This window comes from Nocardia sp. NRRL S-836, from assembly GCF_001279525.1.
Classification (GTDB): domain Bacteria; phylum Actinomycetota; class Actinomycetes; order Mycobacteriales; family Pseudonocardiaceae; genus Lentzea.
The window spans coordinates 46,093-62,341 of sequence record NZ_LGDY01000014.1 but is presented as its reverse complement, the minus strand read 5'-3'; the positions used below and the strand labels follow the sequence as shown (position 1 = coordinate 62,341).

The following is a 16,249-nucleotide window of genomic DNA, read 5'->3' as shown; positions in this document are numbered from 1 at the left end:
TCCGTCATGATGGTGCCCTGGCATTCGCCAGCTTTTCCACCGGCCGCCGGGAACGTCGCCGCCGCGTGGTTTCACGTGAAACGTCGGACGGAGAACATGGCCGGGGAGTTGCCCGACAACGCGAAGCTCGTCTTCGGGGAGCACGTGGATCGTGCCGCCGAGTTCGTCAGGCTCCTGGAGGAGCACGGCGTCGAGCGTGGGCTCATCGGGCCCCGCGAGGTCGACAAGATTTGGGATCGGCACGTGCTCAACTCGGCGGTCATCGAGCAGGTGATCGAGCCGCACGAGCGGGTGGTCGACGTGGGCTCGGGAGCCGGGTTGCCGGGTGTGCCGTTGGCGATCGCGCGACCCGATCTGCGGATCACGCTCCTGGAGCCGATGGCCAGGAGGATCGCGTGGCTCGAAGAGGTCGTGGAGACGCTCGACCTGAGCAACGTGACGGTGGTCCGCGGGCGGGCCGAGGAAGGGCCGGTTCGGGACCGGCTCAAGAACAGTGATGTGGTGACCGCGCGGGCTGTGGCTCCGCTCGACAAGCTGGCGCGGTGGTGCCTCCCCCTTCTCAAGGGTGGCGGCCGGATGGTGGCGCTCAAGGGCGAGCGCGCGCAGGAGGAGTTGGACCGCGACGGGACGGCCGTGCAACGCCTGGGCGGCGTCAACGGGCACGTCGTCGTCGTGGGAGCGGACGTACTTGAGGTACCGACGACCGTGCTCATCGTCGAGCGCCAGACCCGGAGGGATCGGTGAGCGTGTATCCGGAGTTCCAGTCCGCTGCCGTTTCACGTGAAACCGAGACCCCGTCGAAGCCGAAGCCGACCAAAAACGGAGATGACAGCGCCGTGGTGTGGACCCCGATTGCAGAAGAGGCGGCTCGTGCGGCAAACGTGCTGCACCCCGACGAGTCCCTTCTCCCCCGCCCGAGGCACCGGCGGGTCATCACCGTCGCCAACCAGAAGGGTGGCGTCGGCAAGACGACGAGCACGGTGAACCTCGCCGCCGCGCTCGCCATCCACGGGCTCAAGACGCTCGTGATCGACCTCGACCCGCAGGGCAACGCCAGCACGGCGCTCTCGGTCGAGCACCGGTCCGGCACACCGTCCGTGTACGAGGTGCTGATCGGCGAGATCTCCATCGCCGAGGCGGCTCAGGTCAGCCCGACGTCCCCGAACCTCTACTGCGTGCCCGCGACGATCGACCTCGCCGGTGCCGAGATCGAGCTCGTGTCCATGGTGTCCCGCGAGTCGCGCCTCAAGGAGGCGCTGAGCCCCGAGGCACTGGACGAGCTCCAGCCCGACTACGTCTTCATCGACTGCCCGCCGAGCCTCGGTCTGCTCACCGTCAACGCGATGGTGGCGGCCCAGGAGGCCCTCATCCCGATCCAGTGCGAGTACTACGCGCTGGAGGGGTTGAGCCAGCTGCTGCGCAACATCGAGCTCGTGCAGCAGCACCTGAACCCGGACCTCGGGATCTCCACGATTCTGCTGACGATGTACGACGGCCGCACCAAGCTCGCCGACCAGGTGACGAGCGAGGTGCGCAGCCACTTCGGTGACACCGTCCTCCGGACCGTGATCCCGCGGAGCGTGAAGGTCAGCGAGGCGCCGGGATTCGGCCAGACGGTGCTGACGTACGACCCCGGCTCGCGCGGGTCGATGAGCTACCTCGACGCTGCCAAGGAGATCGCGGTGCGCGGGGCACAGGAGGAGGGCGCATGACCGAACAGCGCAAGGGCGGACTCGGCCGCGGCCTGGCCGCACTCATCCCCCAGGGTCCTCCGCCCGGTGCGCCGAGCACCATCAAGGCCGCCGCCGCCGTGGGCAACGGCGTCAAGGCACAGCAGCAGTCCCCCGCCGGTGAGGTGGCGGGCGCGGTCTACCGGGAGATCGCGGTCAACGCGATCAAGACCAACCCGAAGCAGCCGCGCCAGGTGTTCGACCCGGACGCGATCAACGAGCTGTCGTTCTCCATCAAGGAGTTCGGGCTCATGCAGCCGATCGTCGTGCGCGAGCTCGGCGGCGACTCGTACGAGATCGTCATGGGCGAGCGCCGGTGGCGTGCCACCCAGCAGGCCGGGCTGAAGACCATCCCGGCGATCGTGCGGCAGACCGCCGACGACGTGATGCTCCGCGACGCGCTGCTGGAGAACATCCACCGCGTCCAGCTCAACCCGCTCGAAGAGGCAGCGGCCTACCAGCAGCTGCTGGAGGAGTTCGGCGTCACGCACGAGGAGCTCGCCGACCGCATCGGCCGCAGTCGCCCCGTCGTCACGAACACCATCCGCCTCCTCAAGCTCCCCCTCCCCGTGCAGCGCCGGGTGGCGGCGGGCGTGCTCAGCGCCGGCCACGCCCGCGCGTTGCTCGGTCTGGACGACGCCGGCGCGCAGGAGGACCTCGCCGCCAAGATCGTCGCCGAGGGCATGTCGGTCCGTGCGACCGAGGAAGCGGTGACGCTCGCCAAGAACGAGAAGCCGGCCAAGGCCAAGCAGGCTCCGCGCAAGCAGCTGCACGCGCCGGGATTGCAGGAGCTCGCCGAGCGCCTCTCGGACAGCTTCGACACCCGCGTGAAGGTCGAGCTGGGGCAGCGGAAGGGCCGGATCGTTGTCGAGTTCGGGTCAGTTGACGATCTTGAACGCATCGTCGGGCTGATGAACTCGAATCCGACAATTCGGGCTTCGGAGTAGGCCCATAGGATCACCCACGGGCCTTGTGTCACGGTGACGATGACGCCCCGCAACTGAAAAGGTGCGGGGCGTAACCATGTTCGAGGTCGGAAAACGAAGAGCGCGGCACCGGAAACCGGCACCGCGCTCTGGGCAGAACCTCAGCGAGCGACCGCGCGTTCGATCAGCTCGGCGTAGATCTCCCCCAGCGACTGCCCCGCCGCCTCGACCGCCATCGGCAGCAGCGACGTCTCGGTCAGTCCCGGCGACACGTTCACTTCGAGGAAGTACACGGTCCCGTCCGGAGCCACCACCGCGTCGGTCCGCGACACGTCCCGCAGTCCGAGCAACCGGTGCGCCGCGACCGCGAGCTCACCGACCGCCTTGGCGGCAGCGGGCTCCAGCCGGGCCGGTGCGTGGAAGTCGGTCAGGCCCGCGGTGTAGCGAGCGGTGTAGTCGTACACACCGGTCTCCGGCACGATCTCGACGGCGGGCAACGCCGTCGGTCCGTCCGCCGTGTCCACGACCGCCACGGCCACCTCGACGCCGGAGACGAACTGCTCGGCCAGCACCGTGTCGCCGTACGCCAGGCAGCCGACCATCGCCGGCGGCAGCTCGGCCGCGTCACGGACGACCTGGGCGCCGAGGGCAGACCCGCCCTGGTCCGGCTTCAGCATCAACGGCAGCCCCAGCGTCGAGACCATCGCGTCGAGCACCGGCTTGGCACCCAGCTCCCGGAACGTCGCGTGCGGCAGCACGACCCACTCCGGCGTCGCGAGGCCCGCACGGGCCAGCTCCGCCTTGGCGGTCGGCTTGTCCCACGCCCGGCGGCACGCCCGTGAGTCCGTGCCCACGTAGGGCACGCCGAGCATCTCCAGGATCGCCTGCACCGACCCGTTCTCGCCCTCACCGCCATGCAGGGCGACGACGACGGCGTCCGGCCGTTGGTCCCGCAGCCGCGTCACCAACGAGGCGTCCGCGTCCCACTCCTCCACCGTCACGCCCACCGACCGCAGGGCAGCCGACAGACGGCGGCCGGAACGGATCGAGACCTCGCGTTCGTGGGAGAGCCCACCGGACAGCACAGCGACCATGCGGTCAGCCACAGCAAAACTCCAAGGATCAGGCGGTGTCGGGCGACGGGGTCTGCGGGCCGGACAGCTGACGGCCCGGCGTCGCCCCGAAGGTCTCGGCGAGCTGCATCTCTTCCTCGATGACGTTCGCCAGGCGGCGGACGCCCTCCCGGATGCGCTCCGGCGTCGGGTAGCAGTACGAGATGCGCAGCTGGCGGGAACCGAAGCCGTCCGCGTAGAAACCGGTGCCGGACGCGTACGCCACGCGGGCGGTTACGGCGCGGGGCAGCATGGCCTTCGTGTCGATGCCCTCCGGCACCGTCACCCAGACGTAGAAGCCGCCATCCGGAATGTTCCACGTGGAACCTTGCGGCATGTGCTGCTCCAGCGCCGAGATGGCCGCGTCCCGGCGTTCCCGGTAGGCCTCCCGGTACGTCTTGATCTGGCCCTTCCAGTCCTGGGTGGCCAGGTAGCGCGACACGATCATCTGGTTCAGCGTCGGCGGGCACAGCGTGGCCGACTCGGCCGCCAGCACCAGCTTCTCGCGCACCGCGTGCGGTGCCAGCACCCAGCCGACCCGCAGACCCGCGGCGAACGTCTTCGAGAACGAGCCCAGGTACACGACGTTGTCCGGGTCCATCGACCGCAGCGCCGGGTAGGTCTGCCCGTCGAACCCGAGCAGCCCGTACGGGTTGTCCTCCACGACCAGCACGCCGTAGGACCGGCAGATCTCCAGGACCTCGGCCCGCCGGGACACCGCCAGCGTCACACCGGCCGGGTTGTGGAAGTTCGGGATCGTGTAGAGGAACTTGACCCGTTGTCCGGCGCGTTTGCACGCCTCCAGGGCCTCTCGCAGCAGCGACGGCACGAGCCCATCGGCGTCCATCGCCACGTGCACGACCTGCGCCTGGTAGGCGGTGAACGACCCGAGGGCCCCCACGTACGAAGGCCCCTCCGCGATCACCACGTCACCGGGGTCGCAGAAGATCCGGGTGACCATGTCCAGGCCCATCTGCGAGCCGACGGTCACCACCACGTCGTCCGGGTGGCCGTTGATGCCCTCCATGGCCATCACGTCGCAGATCTGCTCGCGCAGCACCGGAACACCGTGCGCCGAGCCGTACTGCAACGCCACCAGGCCTTCGGTGGCCACCAGCTGACCGATCTCCGCGGACAGCTGCTCCAGCGGCAACGCGGCCAGGTGCGGCATGCCGCCGGCGAGCGAGACCACCTCGGGACGGGATGCCACCGCGAAGAGTGCCCGGATCTCCGATGCCGTCATCCCTGCCGTGCGCGCTGCGTAGCGGCGGAGGTGGGGGTCAAGGCTTCTGGGGCCCTGCTTGGCGGGCTGCCCTGGCATCGTCATGGGGACTCCTGAATGGGAAACGTCCCGAGCGAGTGTAACCGTCGTCCCGTTCAGGGCACGCGCCTTCCCGGTTCCGTCACATTCGCCTACCCTCGTATGAGATCACTGTGTGTGTTAACGGGTGGAGGTCGGGGTGTCCCGTCGCGTCGTGGGCGTCACGCTGGACAACCTGGAGCATCTCTCCAAGCACAGCAGAACGTGCGTCTTCTGGGAGTTGGCCCCTCACCTGCGCGAACAGGCCGAGGAGTACGGCGACACGGAGTTCGAGAAGGAAGCCTGGGTGTCCAGCGTCCTGCTCGAATGGGGTTCGTGCGGTCGCTTGATCTACTGCGATGGCATCCCCGCCGGTTCGGCCTTTTACGCACCGCCTGCCGCTGTTCCGCGCAGTGCTGCCTTCCCCACGTCCCCGGTGAGCCCGGACGCGGTCCTCCTGACGTCGCTGGACGTCCTCCCCGAGTTCCGCGGTGGCGGGCTCGGGCGGGTGCTCGTGCAGGCCGTGGCGAAGGACCTGACCCGTCGTGGCGTGAAGGCGATCGAGGCGTTCGGCGACACCCGCCCGGACGACGAGGAAAGCAGTTGCGTCACGCCTGCCGACTTCCTCACGAGCGTCGGCTTCAAGACCGTGCGGCCGCACCCGCGCTGGCCCCGGTTGCGCCTGGAGCTGCGCAGCGCCATCACCTGGAAGGAAGACGTCGAGGCCGCCCTCGAACGCCTCCTCAACAGCGTCACCGTCTCCACCGCGGAACCCAGCTTCCGCCCGGCCTGAGACCCGAAAAGGGCCCCCTCGCTCGCGGCGAGGGGGCCCTTTTCGTCAGTCGGTGGAGATCAGCTCTTCGACATCTCGTAGCGCAGCAGGTCGTTGAACGTGAACGTGCCCGTCGGCTGGTCGTCCTTGCCGAGCAGGTAGAGGCGCTTCACGGCCACGAGGATGCCCTCGGCCACGATGTCGCGGAAACCGGGCGTCGCCAGGCGCGCGCGGTCGTCCGCGTTCGTCAGGTAGCCCACCTCGACGCGGACCGCCGTGCAGCGGGTGAGCCGCAGCAGGTCCCACGTCTTGGGGTGCGAACCGCAGTTCACCATCGACGTGCGGGCGGTGACCTCGCGCTGGATGAACCCGGCCAGCGCCTCACCCACCGTCGACGACGTGCCGTTGCCCGTGCCGTAGTGGAACGCCGCCACGCCCTGCGCCTGCGGCGAGGAGTTGCCATCGGTGTGCAGCGACAGGATCAGGTCGGCACCCGCCTCGTTCGCGAAGCGCGCGCGCTCGGCCTCGTCCGGGCAGTTGGCCGGCCCACGGGTGAGCAGCGCCTCCATGCCGGTCGCGGCCATCTTGCCCTCAAGGCGACGGGCGAGGTCCAGCATCAGGTCGGCCTCGGAGACACCGTCCACGACCACGCCGCGGTCCTGGCCGCCGTGACCGGGGTCGATGACGATCCGCTTGCCCGACAGCCGTGAACCGGCCGTGCGGACCTGCTCCTGCTCACGCAGCAGCACCGGACGGCCACCGCGGACCTTCGGCTGGAGCTGGCGCAACGCGCGCACGGTGTCCGGACCGCACATGCCGTCCACGATCAACCCGTAGTCGCGCTGGAAGTTCCTCAGCGCCTGCTCGGTCTGCTGACCGAACACACCGTTCGCCCGGCCGGCGTCGTAGCCGAGCTCGAGCAGGCGTTCCTGCAACATCAACACGTCGTCGCCGGTCGTCGGCTGCGACATCAGGAACGCCAGCGGCCGGTCCCCCAACCGGAACGTGGCATCACGCAGCGAGCGGTAGGTCGCCGGTCCGACGATGCCATCGATGATCAGCCCCCGCTGCTGCTGGAACGCGCGCACGGCGTGCTCGACCTGCTGGTCGAACACCGGCGGCGCCTGTGGGTCGGCCGGCGGAAGCAGTCCGAGCCTGGTCAAGGTCGACCGGATCTCGGCAACATCACTTCCGACGTCCCCGCGGCGGAGCAGCTGCATGCACCCTCGCTCGACTAGGGCGCCGATCGTCGTCGGCGCGGTAGGTGGGAAGCCCTTATTGTGCCCTGCTGCTCATAGTGATCGATGCAGGGCTACTCACAGTCGTATCTGGTTCACGTTCGAGGTACGTATGGAGCAACGTGGCCCGCCCGTCTTATCGATAGACGGGCGGGCCACGTTGCGCGTTGCACGCGAATAGCTGACTGCTTGATCAGCCAACCACGTCGGTCGATCAGCCGATCACGTCGGCGAGGTCGTTCAGCAGCGCCGCCTTGGGCTTCGCGCCGACGATCTGCTTCACCGGGCGGCCGCCCTGGAACAGGATCAGCGTCGGCACGGACATGATCTGGTAGTCACGGGCGATCGACGGGTTCGCGTCGATGTCGACCTTGGCGATGGTGAGCTTCTCGCCGTGCTCGGCGGCGATCTCCTCCAGCACCGGCGCAACCATCTTGCACGGGCCGCACCAGGTCGCCCAGAAGTCGACCAGCACGGGCTTCTCGCTGGTCAGCACGTCGTCCGCGAACGACTTGTCGGTCACCGTGACGGTGGCGCCTGCCATGGTCATCTCCCTAGTTCCGAAATTCGAGGTTCCGTGCGGGAACTTCAGCTGCTCTTGCCGTAGCCGCCACCGACCGCCTCGGCGGCGATCTCGGCGTGGGCTTCACCGTGCTCCGCGAGCCACCGCTCCGCGTCGATCGCTGCGCTGCAGCCGGAGCCGGCGGCGGTGATGGCCTGGCGGTACTCGTGGTCGACGAGGTCGCCTGCCGCGAACACGCCGTCCAGGTTCGTGTAGGAGGTCTTGCCCTTGGTCAGGACGTAACCCTCCTCGTCCAGGTCGACCTGGCCCTTGACCAGCGCCGAGCGCGGGTCGTGGCCGATCGCCAGGAAGAAGCCGGTGACCGGGAGCTCGGACTCGGCGCCGGTCTGGGTGTCCCTGACCTTGATCGAGGACACCGTGCCGTCACCCAGCACGTCGGTGACCTGGGTGTTCAGCTGCCACCTGATCTTGTCGTTGGCGCGGGCGCGCTCCAGCATGACCTTCGAGGCGCGGAACTCCTCGCGGCGGTGGATGACCGTGACCGACTTGGCGAAGCGGGTGAGGAACGTCGCCTCCTCCATCGCCGTGTCACCGCCGCCGACGACCGCGATGTCGTGGTCGCGGAAGAAGAACCCGTCGCAGGTCGCGCAGGCCGACACGCCGCGACCGAGCAGCTCCTGCTCGCCGGGGATGTTCAGATACCTGGCCGCGGCACCCATCGCCAGGATGACGGCCTTGGCCTCGTAGGTGACGCCGTTCGCGACGACCTTCTTGACCTCGCCGGTCAGCTCGACCGACTCGACGTCCTCGGCCCGCAGCTCGGCGCCGAAGCGCGTCGCCTGCTCGCGCATCTGCTCCATGAGCTCGGGGCCCATGATGCCGTCGCGGAAACCGGGGTAGTTCTCCACCTCGGTCGTCGTCATCAGGGCGCCGCCGTACTGCGAACCCTCGAAGACCAGGGGTTCGAGCTGCGCGCGTGCGGCGTAGACCGCCGCGGTGTAGCCCGCAGGCCCCGATCCGATGATGATCACGTTGCGCACGCTCACGGTCCCGGCAACTCCTCGATCTCGTCGTCTGACTGGCTCAACGGATCGTAGGTGCAGCTAATTCCGTGACTTGAGCGACTACCTCCGGGACTACTTCTGCCCGATGGTCGTGTTCGCCAGAACGCCCTCCGGCTTGTCCGGTCCGCAGGTGCTCGGGTCCAGCACGACCAGCCGGTACTGGCCCAGCCCCGCCGGCAGCACCGCCATCACGGCGTTCTTGCCGTCGAGCGTGATCGGGCTGATCCCGAGCGGCTTCGACGTGCTCGCGATGCCACCGCCCTGCAGGCAGCCCGACAGCCGGTCCTGGGTCTCCAGCGGTCCGTAGTTCTGGGCCTTGAGCACGTCACCGACCGCGGCGCCGAGCTCGGACTCCTTCACGGCGAGCGGCGGTGCGGCCGACGCGTTCGTGGTCTTCGTGGTGGTGTTCTGCGCGGCCGGCGGGGTGGTCGCCTCGTTGCCGCCGGGGGCCACGGCGAGGACGATGCCGAACGCCGCGGCGGCCGCGACGAGCACGCCGCCACCGAGACCGAGCCGGCGGTTGCGCCTCTTGCGGGCCTCGTCCAGCGACACGACCGGTGCGGCCGGCCTGGCCTCCGCCGCGAGGGCCGCGTCGATCCGTGCCGCGACGTGGTCGGGCATCGGGATCGGGGGCAGCGCCTCCAGGTCCGCCAGCGTCGCGTCCAGCGCCTGGAGGACCTCGCGGGCCTCCGGGTCCGCCTCCACCCTCGGGCGCAGCTGTGCGGCGACCTCAGGGGGCAGCACGCCCGCGTGCAGATCCGCGATGAGGTCAACCGACCACGGCGGACCCATCGGCACGCGCTCCATGCCGGTCATCGGCCCTCCCACTGACGTTGCTCTTGCACATTCACACCGTCAGCTGGGACGTTCGCATCTGCGATTCGGTTCCTGAGGTGCCCGAGAACTTTGGCGAGCTTGGCGCGGCCACGGGCGCACCGGCTCTTCACCGTGCCCTCCGCGATGCCCAGGAGCCGCGCCGTCTCCGCGACGGAGTAGCCCTCGACGTCGACCAGCACGATCGGGGCACGCTGCTCCTCCGGCAGCTCCATCAACGCCTGCTGCACCATCAGGCTGGTCTCGCGGTCGCTCATCGCGTCACGGGGAGCGACGGGCTCGCCGGGACCGGCCTCGGGAAGCGGCACCGTGGGTCTTGTTTGTCGCCGTCTCATCCGGTCGAGGCACGCGTTGACCACGATCCGGTGAAGCCAGGTGGTGACCTGTGACTCCGCGCGGAACGACGACGCCGCCCGGAAGGCCGAGATGAACGCCTCCTGGAGCGCGTCCGCCGCCTCCTCCGGGTCCCGCAGCGTCCGCAACGCCACCGCCCACATCCGGTCGCGGTGCCGTTTGACCAGCTCCGAGAACGCGTAGGGGTCACCTGCGGCGTGGGCCGAGATGAGATCGGCGTCCGAGCTGGCTGCGGCGGTCACGACTACGGAGAATAGCGAGACCGATCACAGATCATCCGGTCGGGCTCACCGCTGATTGCACGCGGGGACCTTTCGCACGATCCCCTCGTACGAAAGCTCCCCGCGTGGCGTCACTGGGCGCGGGTGTAGACGATCTCCCGGATCTCCGACTGGTTCTTGCCGGCGCCGGGGCTGGAGAGCTGGGTGATCCAGATCAGCACGTGCGCGGTCGGCTCGTGGTCGCCGAGTTGGATCTGCGTCTGCCCGTTGGACAGGTCGCCCTCGCCGATGATCTTGGTTTCCTCCAGCGGCGCGTCCAGCGACGACGCCAGCCGGATCTGCACGTGGGTCTTCTCGCTCGGCGAGGTGATCGTGATCGACGCCAGCCGCACCGGCTCCGCGAACGACGCCATCAGCCCGATGCCCGGCTTCAGCGCCGGGAACTGCTGGAAGTAGTTGTCCGTCCGCCAGAACGAGGTCGCGTTGTTGTCGACCGCACGGCTCGCCTGGTTGGCGTTGTCCGGCTGGTTCGTCACGTCGTAGACGCCGATCCGCCCCGGCTGCACCGGTCCCGCGGCCTTCGGCGGCGCCGCGGTCTGCCCGTTGGTGCCCGGCTGGTTGACCACCACGGTCGGGCCGCCGCCCTTGGACGGCTCGTCGCTGAAGAAGCCGACGATCTGCACGCTCAGCCAGATGATCACGGCCAGCGTGGCGGCGGCGAGCACCGCGACGCTGATCCACAGCTTCTTCTTCTGCTGCTTGTCCTGCACCGGCCGCTGGGTCGTCCACACGACCTCGTCGTCATCACGCGACGAGGAGGACGCGGACACGGCCGGGATCAGCGAGGTCTCCGCCTCCTCCGCCGCGATCTGGTCGAGGACCTGCAGGATCGCCGCGGACGTGCGGATGCCGCCCACCGACGTGTCCTCCAGCGAGCGCACCGCGACCGACGACAGCTCGTGCGGCAGGTACGGGTGCAGCGCGTTGGGGGCGATCACGGAGCCGTCAGGGCCGGTCGGCGCGAGCGGCACGTTGTCGGGTCCGCCCGGCAACGCCCACCGGCCGGTGAGCAGCAGGTACAGGATCGCGCCGAGGCCCTTGACGTCGTCGCGCGCGATCGCGTCCGGCCGCGGGCCGGGGAACGCGAGGCGCAGGCGGCCGTCCGAGGTGACGCGGATGCGCTGCGGGTGGTCGGCGCCCAGCACGAGGCCGGCGTGGTGCGCGCCCTCGATCGCGGCGCCCAGCGGCTCCAGCAGCCTGGTCGCGACGCCCGCCGGCAGCGGGCCCTCCGCGATGAGGTCCATCAGGTCGGTGCCCTGGGTCCACTCGGCCACGACCATGCCGAGGATGCCCTCGTCCGGCCGGATGCCGGTGCCCGGCGTCAGCACGTCGATCACCCGCGACACGCCGGGATGGGTGAACGACGCGGCGTGCATGGCGCGTTCGACGGTCCGGCGGGCACGCGCGGCGGCCTCGTTGTCCGCGAGGTCGCCCAGCAGGATGGTCAGCGCCACGTCCCGGTTGAGCTGACCGTCACGGCCCCGCCACAGTTCCGCGCTGGATCTGGCGTCGGCACCGGATTTCGCGAGCAGCCGGTACCGGCCATTGCCGATGACGCCGCCGGGAACCAGGGCGGCGTGAACTCCGCTACTCACGGAGACGAGGGTACGGGACAGCGGTCACGGCCTGGAGTCACCGCCGCCGCACCAACCGGATGATCTTGGCTACGGCCGGCTGCATCTCGGGCACCCGGAACGCGGCCAGAAGGCCGAAAGCGAGCGGCAGACCGACCACCGTCACCAGGACGACCTCCACCCAGGCGGCCACCACCGGGTCGATCGTCCCGAGCACGCCCAGGAGCAGCGCGTTCAGCCCCTTGGCCACCGCGAAGGCGATCGAGGAGGCGACCACGGTGAGGCACACCGTCCACAGGGTGAAACCGGTGCGCAGCCGGCCGAGCCGGACCCGCAGCCACACCTGCCCGACGATCGCGCCGAAGACGAAGCTGAGCGACATCGCGAGCGACACGCCGACGGCAAGCTGTTCGGGTGACGCCACGGCGAGGAAGACGTAGAGCAGCGCGATGCGGACCGCCACGATCAACGCCTGGATGAACGTCGGCGTGCGGGCGTCCTTCATCGCGTAGAAGACGCGCAGCTGCAGCAGCGTGATCGCATACGGCACGAGACCGAACGCCGAGAGCGCGAGCGCCAGGCCGATCCGCGTGCCGGACTCGGTGCCCGCCTCGCCCCACGCGAACGCGGCCAGGCCGATCGCCACACCGGACACGGTCATGAGCGCGCTGAACGGCATCAGCAGGATGGCGGACATCCGGTTGCCGAACAGCAGGTCGCGCACGATCGCGTCGTTGTCGTGGTTCGCGGCGGCCCTGCTCATCTTCGGCATCAGCGCCGTGAGCAGCGAGACCCCGAGGACGCCGTACGGCACCTGGGCGATCAGCCACTGGTAGTTGAACGCCACCAGCGCGGTCTTCGAGTGGGTCGCGACGTTCGTCAGGACCATCATGCTGACGAAGCCGAGCGCCACGTAGAGCAGCACCCAGAACGCCAGGCCGCCGAACTCCGACAGCCGCGAGTCCCAGCCGAACCGCCACTTGAACCGGAACCCGGTCTTGCGCAGCGCCGGGAACAGCGCGATCGCCTGGACCGCCACGCCGAGCGCGGTGCCGAGGCCGAGCACCAGCAGGTGCACGTCGGTCATGCGGACCGGGTTGAGCGTGAGCTCGCCGGGCAGCATCGCGTAGACGGCCAGCACGACGATGACGACGAGGTTGTTCAGCACCGGCGCCCAGGTCGGCATGCCGAACACGTGCCGGGCGTTGAGCACCGCGCTGAGCAGCGCCGTCAGCCCGTAGAACACGATCCCCGGCAGCACCAGGTACGCGAACGCGGTGACCAGCGCCGGGTTGGCCTCGTCCGAGTCGGCGATGAAGAGGTCGGTCAGCAGCGGCGCGCACGCGACCGCGACGACCGTGCCGGCGCCGAGGATCGCCGTGCCCATGCTGATCAGCCACTGGGCGTACGACTCACCGCCGTCGCCGTCCTCCTTCTCGGCCCTGACCAGCAACGGGATGGCGACGCTGGTCAGGATGCCGCCGAGGAGCAGCTCGTTGATCATCGTCGGCAGCGTGGTCGCGGCCTGGTACGACGTGTTCAGGATGTCGCCGCCGATCACCGCGATCAGCAACACCTTGGACAGCAGGCCCGTGGCGCGGCTGACGATCGTGGCGATCGCCATGGACCCGCTGGCCCTGGCGACCGACGGTGCTTGCTGCTTCTCTGGCACGGTGGTCGTGGCTGACTCGCTCACGCGCTCGACTTCTCCGGTGTCACGTTCTCGATGGACGGTGCGTCGCCGCCGTTCTCGCCGTTGCGAGCCCGGACCCGCCTGATGATCCGCCGCCCCGAGAGCAGGACGAGCGCGATCGCGGCCACCACGGTGACGATCACCGTGGTGGTGCCGTAGGCGGACGACGACACCTCCAGCTTGACAGTGTCCCCCAAGGCGACGCCGTCGGGAGTGGTCAGCCGGACGTTGACCGGGAACCGGCCGGAGCGCAGCACCTCGACCGGCACCCGCACGACCCGTTCGCCACGGGCGGGAAGCACCTGGTCAGCGAGCTCGCGGGCGCGGATGCCGGGCGTGTCGGCCAGCACGATCCGCACGGTCACGCGGACGTCGAGCTTGTTGGTGATGGTGACCGGGATCGGGCTGTCGCCGGAGCCGAGCAGGATCGGGCTGTTCGGCGGGGTCACGCTCACCATGCCGGACAGCGAGCTGATCTCGCTCTCGCTGATGTAGGCCGCGGTCCGGGCGCCGTCCTCGTTGCCCCGCCACGCGCTCGACATCGCACGCAGCTGGCCCAGCCGCAGCGGGTCGGCCAGGTCGGCCGGTGCCGCGTGCTCGCGGTCCTCCTGCTGCATGGCCTTGACCAGGCCGGCCAGCGCGGCGCTCTGGCTCGCCACGGAGCCGGCGATCGTGGGCGAGAGCTCCCGCGCACCTGCCTCGGCCGGGTAGGTGAGCTTGGCGCCGGTCAGCGCGGGCTTGGTCCTGACCAGCTCCTCGAGCCCGGTCTGGGCCGCGTAGCCGCCCGTGACCAGGCGCTGGGCCGCCGAGAGGAACTCGGTCATCTCCGACAGCGGCGCGTTCCACCGGCGCGGCGGCGTGACCAGCACGTGCCGGCCGTCGCCCTGCCACCCGGCCCGGAACGCGAGCGCGGCCAGGGCGTTCTGCACGGACACCGGCTGGCTCTCGACCGCCGTGGTCACCCCGGACAGCGTGCGCGGACGGGACTCGCCGCCCTCCAGCGCGTCGGAGACCATCGAGTCGATCCGCACCGCGGTGACCTGGTGGTCGCCGGAGACCAGCTGGGCCGGGTCGGTGCCGGGCGCGTCCGTGACGCCGGACGGGGCGAGCAGCACCGCCTTCATGCCGTTGTAGTCGAGCTTGTCGTCCGCGGGGTTGTCCTGCGGGTTGACCAGCTCGTCGAACGTCGTCTGGTCGAGCAGGCCGCCCTCCGGCCACACCAGGTCGGGCAGCGGCTGGACCTGGAGGATCCGCCTGACCTCGTTCGCGCCGCCGGTGAGGGCGAGCGTGCGCATGTCACCGAGCTTGGCCTTGCTCAACGCCACGAGGTCGGCGTCGGCGTCCGGCATGGCCACGACGCACCGGCCGGCGACCGCGCGCTTGAGCCGGTCGAGCCACAGCTGGGCCTCCGCCCTGCCCTTGCCCTCCACGCCGCCGCGGACCCGGTAGCCGGTGGTCATCGCCTCGACGGTGCGCAGCAGGTCGGGGTCGATCGCCAGGCACAGCGAGGTGCTCAGCGACGACACCGCCTCCTCGTAGGCCTGCAGCAGGCCGTACAGCCGGCCGTTGACCGACAGCGACAGCGACAGCTCGTCGTCGGCCAGCTCGGACGAGCCCTCCGCGCCGAGCCGGACCAGCCTGGGCTTGTCCGCGATCGGCCACAGCATGGTCAGCTTCGCGGGCGCACCGGTCTTGGCCTTGGTGCCGCCACCGGGCACGCCGAGCACCGGCAGCAGCGTCGACAGCGCGGCCAGGCGGGCGATGCCGCCGTAGTCCGGCTTGCCGTTGATGTTGGCGAGGACCGGGTAGATGCCCGGCTCGTCGATCCGCAGCGAGGTGGGCGCGGAGCCGCGCAACGGCACCTCGAGCGTGAAGTCCTGCTGCTGCCCCGGCTGGAGCTCCTTGGCGATCTCGGTGAACTCGGGCTGGACGAACTCGGCGGCCGCCGGCTCGCGCAACGCCGTGCGCAGGTCGTCCTCGGTGTCGAGCGACTCCCCCCGCTCCAGGCGCAGCTTGATGTCGGAGACCTTGCGGTCACCGACGTTGACGATCTTGCCGCTGATCGTGACCCGGTCCGGCGAGTCGCCGGTGACGAACCGCGGGGTCAGCCGGGCGATGTCCATGCGCACGAACTGCGGCGGCTGCTGGCCCGGCTGGGCCGAGAGCGGCCTGGTCGCCCACACCTGGGTGGCGGGCGCCGGCACGAACGGCAGCGCGTCGACCTGGTCGGGTTCCTGCCGTTCGACGGCGTGCACCGGCGGCACCGCCACCAGCAGGAACGCGCCGGCGACAGCTGTGCAGAAGAGCTTCCTCAGGCTCACGCCGACTCCGCCCCTTCACGGCAGCGACCGGCGAGCAGATCGGCGGCTCGGCGGACCAGACGGCGCTCATCGGCATACGCGAGTCGCTCGTCCAGCTCGCCGAGTGGCACCCACGCCACCTCGGTGACCTCCACGTCTTCGTCGGAAAGCTCTCCCCCCAGCGCTTCGAGGAGGAAGTGGTGAACCGTCTTGTGCACCCTGCGGTCGTCCGCGACGAACCAGTAGTCGATCGATCCCAGCGGGCGCAGGACCCTGCTATGAATACCGGTCTCCTCGGCGACCTCGCGCACCGCGGTCTGTTCCGCGGTCTCGCCGTCCTCGATGTGACCCTTCGGCAAAGACCACAGCAACCGGCCACGCCGGTCAAGTCTGCCGATCACCGCGGCCCGCTGCTCACCGTCGAGCACCAGCCCGCCCGCCGACGTCTCGGCGACGGTCTTCAGCCGCCGGCCCCGGCGCCGCTTCCGGCGGCCCGGTGTGGCACCTCCGGATCGAGCAGCTGACGGGGGCATACGGCCGATCGTACT

At 69.9% G+C, this 16,249-nt stretch carries 15 protein-coding genes; 4 read left to right on the top strand and 11 right to left on the bottom strand.

From position 1 onward, the window contains the following. Positions 1-75 precede the first annotated feature (75 nt). From rsmG to ADL03_RS04320, 3 genes are read left to right on the top strand one after another with little or no spacing between them, the layout of a single operon-like run. Positions 76-744 (top strand): 16S rRNA (guanine(527)-N(7))-methyltransferase RsmG, encoded by a 669-nt coding sequence (rsmG, locus tag ADL03_RS04330; RefSeq protein WP_231641483.1) that lies wholly within the window; start codon positions 76-78, stop codon positions 742-744. Continuing rightward, on the top strand, positions 741-1,712 hold the full coding sequence (locus tag ADL03_RS04325; protein WP_082372872.1) for a ParA family protein: 972 nt from the start codon (positions 741-743) through the stop codon (positions 1,710-1,712). Before rsmG ends, ADL03_RS04325 begins: the two co-directional genes overlap by 4 nt. Beyond that, the gene (locus tag ADL03_RS04320; protein WP_053732057.1) at positions 1,709-2,677 is read left to right on the top strand and encodes a ParB/RepB/Spo0J family partition protein; all 969 of its coding nucleotides are present in this window, start codon (positions 1,709-1,711) and stop codon (positions 2,675-2,677) included. The genes ADL03_RS04325 and ADL03_RS04320 overlap by 4 nt, the downstream gene beginning before the upstream one ends. Before the next feature lie 140 nt (positions 2,678-2,817). Here ADL03_RS04320 and ADL03_RS04315 read toward each other — a convergent pair whose 3' ends face one another. Together ADL03_RS04315 and ADL03_RS04310 are read right to left on the bottom strand one after the other, a co-directional pair. Further along, positions 2,818-3,762 carry a D-alanine--D-alanine ligase gene (locus tag ADL03_RS04315; RefSeq protein WP_053732056.1) on the bottom strand — a complete coding sequence of 315 codons (945 nt, stop codon included), beginning with the start codon at positions 3,760-3,762 and terminating at the stop codon, positions 2,818-2,820. Between the two features lie 16 nt (positions 3,763-3,778). Further along, complete coding sequence (locus ADL03_RS04310; protein ID WP_053732055.1) at positions 3,779-5,095, bottom strand: PLP-dependent aminotransferase family protein; 1,317 nt, start codon at positions 5,093-5,095, stop codon at positions 3,779-3,781. Between the two features lie 133 nt (positions 5,096-5,228). Between ADL03_RS04310 and ADL03_RS04305 the strand changes: the two genes are divergently transcribed. Then, the gene (locus tag ADL03_RS04305) at positions 5,229-5,861 is read left to right on the top strand and encodes a GNAT family N-acetyltransferase (RefSeq protein ID WP_157527949.1); all 633 of its coding nucleotides are present in this window, start codon (positions 5,229-5,231) and stop codon (positions 5,859-5,861) included. Between the two features lie 59 nt (positions 5,862-5,920). On the opposite strand, the gene ADL03_RS04300 is transcribed toward ADL03_RS04305, so the two are convergent. From ADL03_RS04300 to ADL03_RS04260, 9 genes are all read right to left on the bottom strand, one after another. After that, positions 5,921-7,060: an N-acetylmuramoyl-L-alanine amidase gene (locus tag ADL03_RS04300; protein ID WP_053732053.1), complete on the bottom strand. Its 1,140-nt coding sequence runs from the start codon at positions 7,058-7,060 to the stop codon at positions 5,921-5,923. A 232-nt stretch (positions 7,061-7,292) separates the two neighbouring features. Continuing rightward, positions 7,293-7,628, bottom strand: coding sequence for a thioredoxin (trxA, locus tag ADL03_RS04295; protein ID WP_369808927.1), 336 nt, complete (start codon positions 7,626-7,628; stop codon positions 7,293-7,295). A 38-nt stretch (positions 7,629-7,666) separates the two neighbouring features. Further along, complete coding sequence (trxB, locus tag ADL03_RS04290) at positions 7,667-8,647, bottom strand: thioredoxin-disulfide reductase (RefSeq protein ID WP_053732052.1); 981 nt, start codon at positions 8,645-8,647, stop codon at positions 7,667-7,669. Positions 8,648-8,737: 90 nt separating this feature from the next. Continuing rightward, positions 8,738-9,481, bottom strand: a complete 744-nt coding sequence (locus ADL03_RS04285) for a hypothetical protein (protein WP_053732051.1) — start codon at positions 9,479-9,481, stop codon at positions 8,738-8,740. After that, a complete protein-coding gene (gene sigM / locus ADL03_RS04280; protein WP_053732050.1) occupies positions 9,478-10,095 on the bottom strand; it encodes an RNA polymerase sigma factor SigM in 618 nt (205 codons plus the stop codon). The genes ADL03_RS04285 and sigM overlap by 4 nt, the downstream gene beginning before the upstream one ends. A gap of 110 nt (positions 10,096-10,205) precedes the next feature. Beyond that, positions 10,206-11,729: a protein kinase family protein gene (locus tag ADL03_RS04275; RefSeq protein ID WP_053732049.1), complete on the bottom strand. Its 1,524-nt coding sequence runs from the start codon at positions 11,727-11,729 to the stop codon at positions 10,206-10,208. A gap of 37 nt (positions 11,730-11,766) precedes the next feature. After that, positions 11,767-13,404 (bottom strand): murein biosynthesis integral membrane protein MurJ, encoded by a 1,638-nt coding sequence (murJ, locus tag ADL03_RS04270; RefSeq protein WP_197288070.1) that lies wholly within the window; start codon positions 13,402-13,404, stop codon positions 11,767-11,769. Continuing rightward, positions 13,401-15,722, bottom strand: coding sequence for a DUF6049 family protein (locus ADL03_RS04265; RefSeq protein ID WP_053732048.1), 2,322 nt, complete (start codon positions 15,720-15,722; stop codon positions 13,401-13,403). The genes murJ and ADL03_RS04265 overlap by 4 nt, the downstream gene beginning before the upstream one ends. Further along, positions 15,719-16,234 carry an NUDIX hydrolase gene (locus ADL03_RS04260; RefSeq protein WP_082372871.1) on the bottom strand — a complete coding sequence of 172 codons (516 nt, stop codon included), beginning with the start codon at positions 16,232-16,234 and terminating at the stop codon, positions 15,719-15,721. The genes ADL03_RS04265 and ADL03_RS04260 overlap by 4 nt, the downstream gene beginning before the upstream one ends. Positions 16,235-16,249: the final 15 nt, after the last annotated feature.

Coding starts and splice junctions, on each gene's coding strand:
- ADL03_RS04320 (WP_053732057.1), top strand. CDS start 1,709: ATGACCGAACAGCGCAAGGGCGGACTCGGCCGCGGCCTGGCCGCACTC.
- ADL03_RS04310 (WP_053732055.1), bottom strand. CDS start 5,095: ATGACGATGCCAGGGCAGCCCGCCAAGCAGGGCCCCAGAAGCCTTGAC.
- ADL03_RS04300 (WP_053732053.1), bottom strand. CDS start 7,060: ATGCAGCTGCTCCGCCGCGGGGACGTCGGAAGTGATGTTGCCGAGATC.
- trxA (WP_369808927.1), bottom strand. CDS start 7,628: ATGACCATGGCAGGCGCCACCGTCACGGTGACCGACAAGTCGTTCGCG.
- ADL03_RS04285 (WP_053732051.1), bottom strand. CDS start 9,481: ATGACCGGCATGGAGCGCGTGCCGATGGGTCCGCCGTGGTCGGTTGAC.
- ADL03_RS04260 (WP_082372871.1), bottom strand. CDS start 16,234: ATGCCCCCGTCAGCTGCTCGATCCGGAGGTGCCACACCGGGCCGCCGG.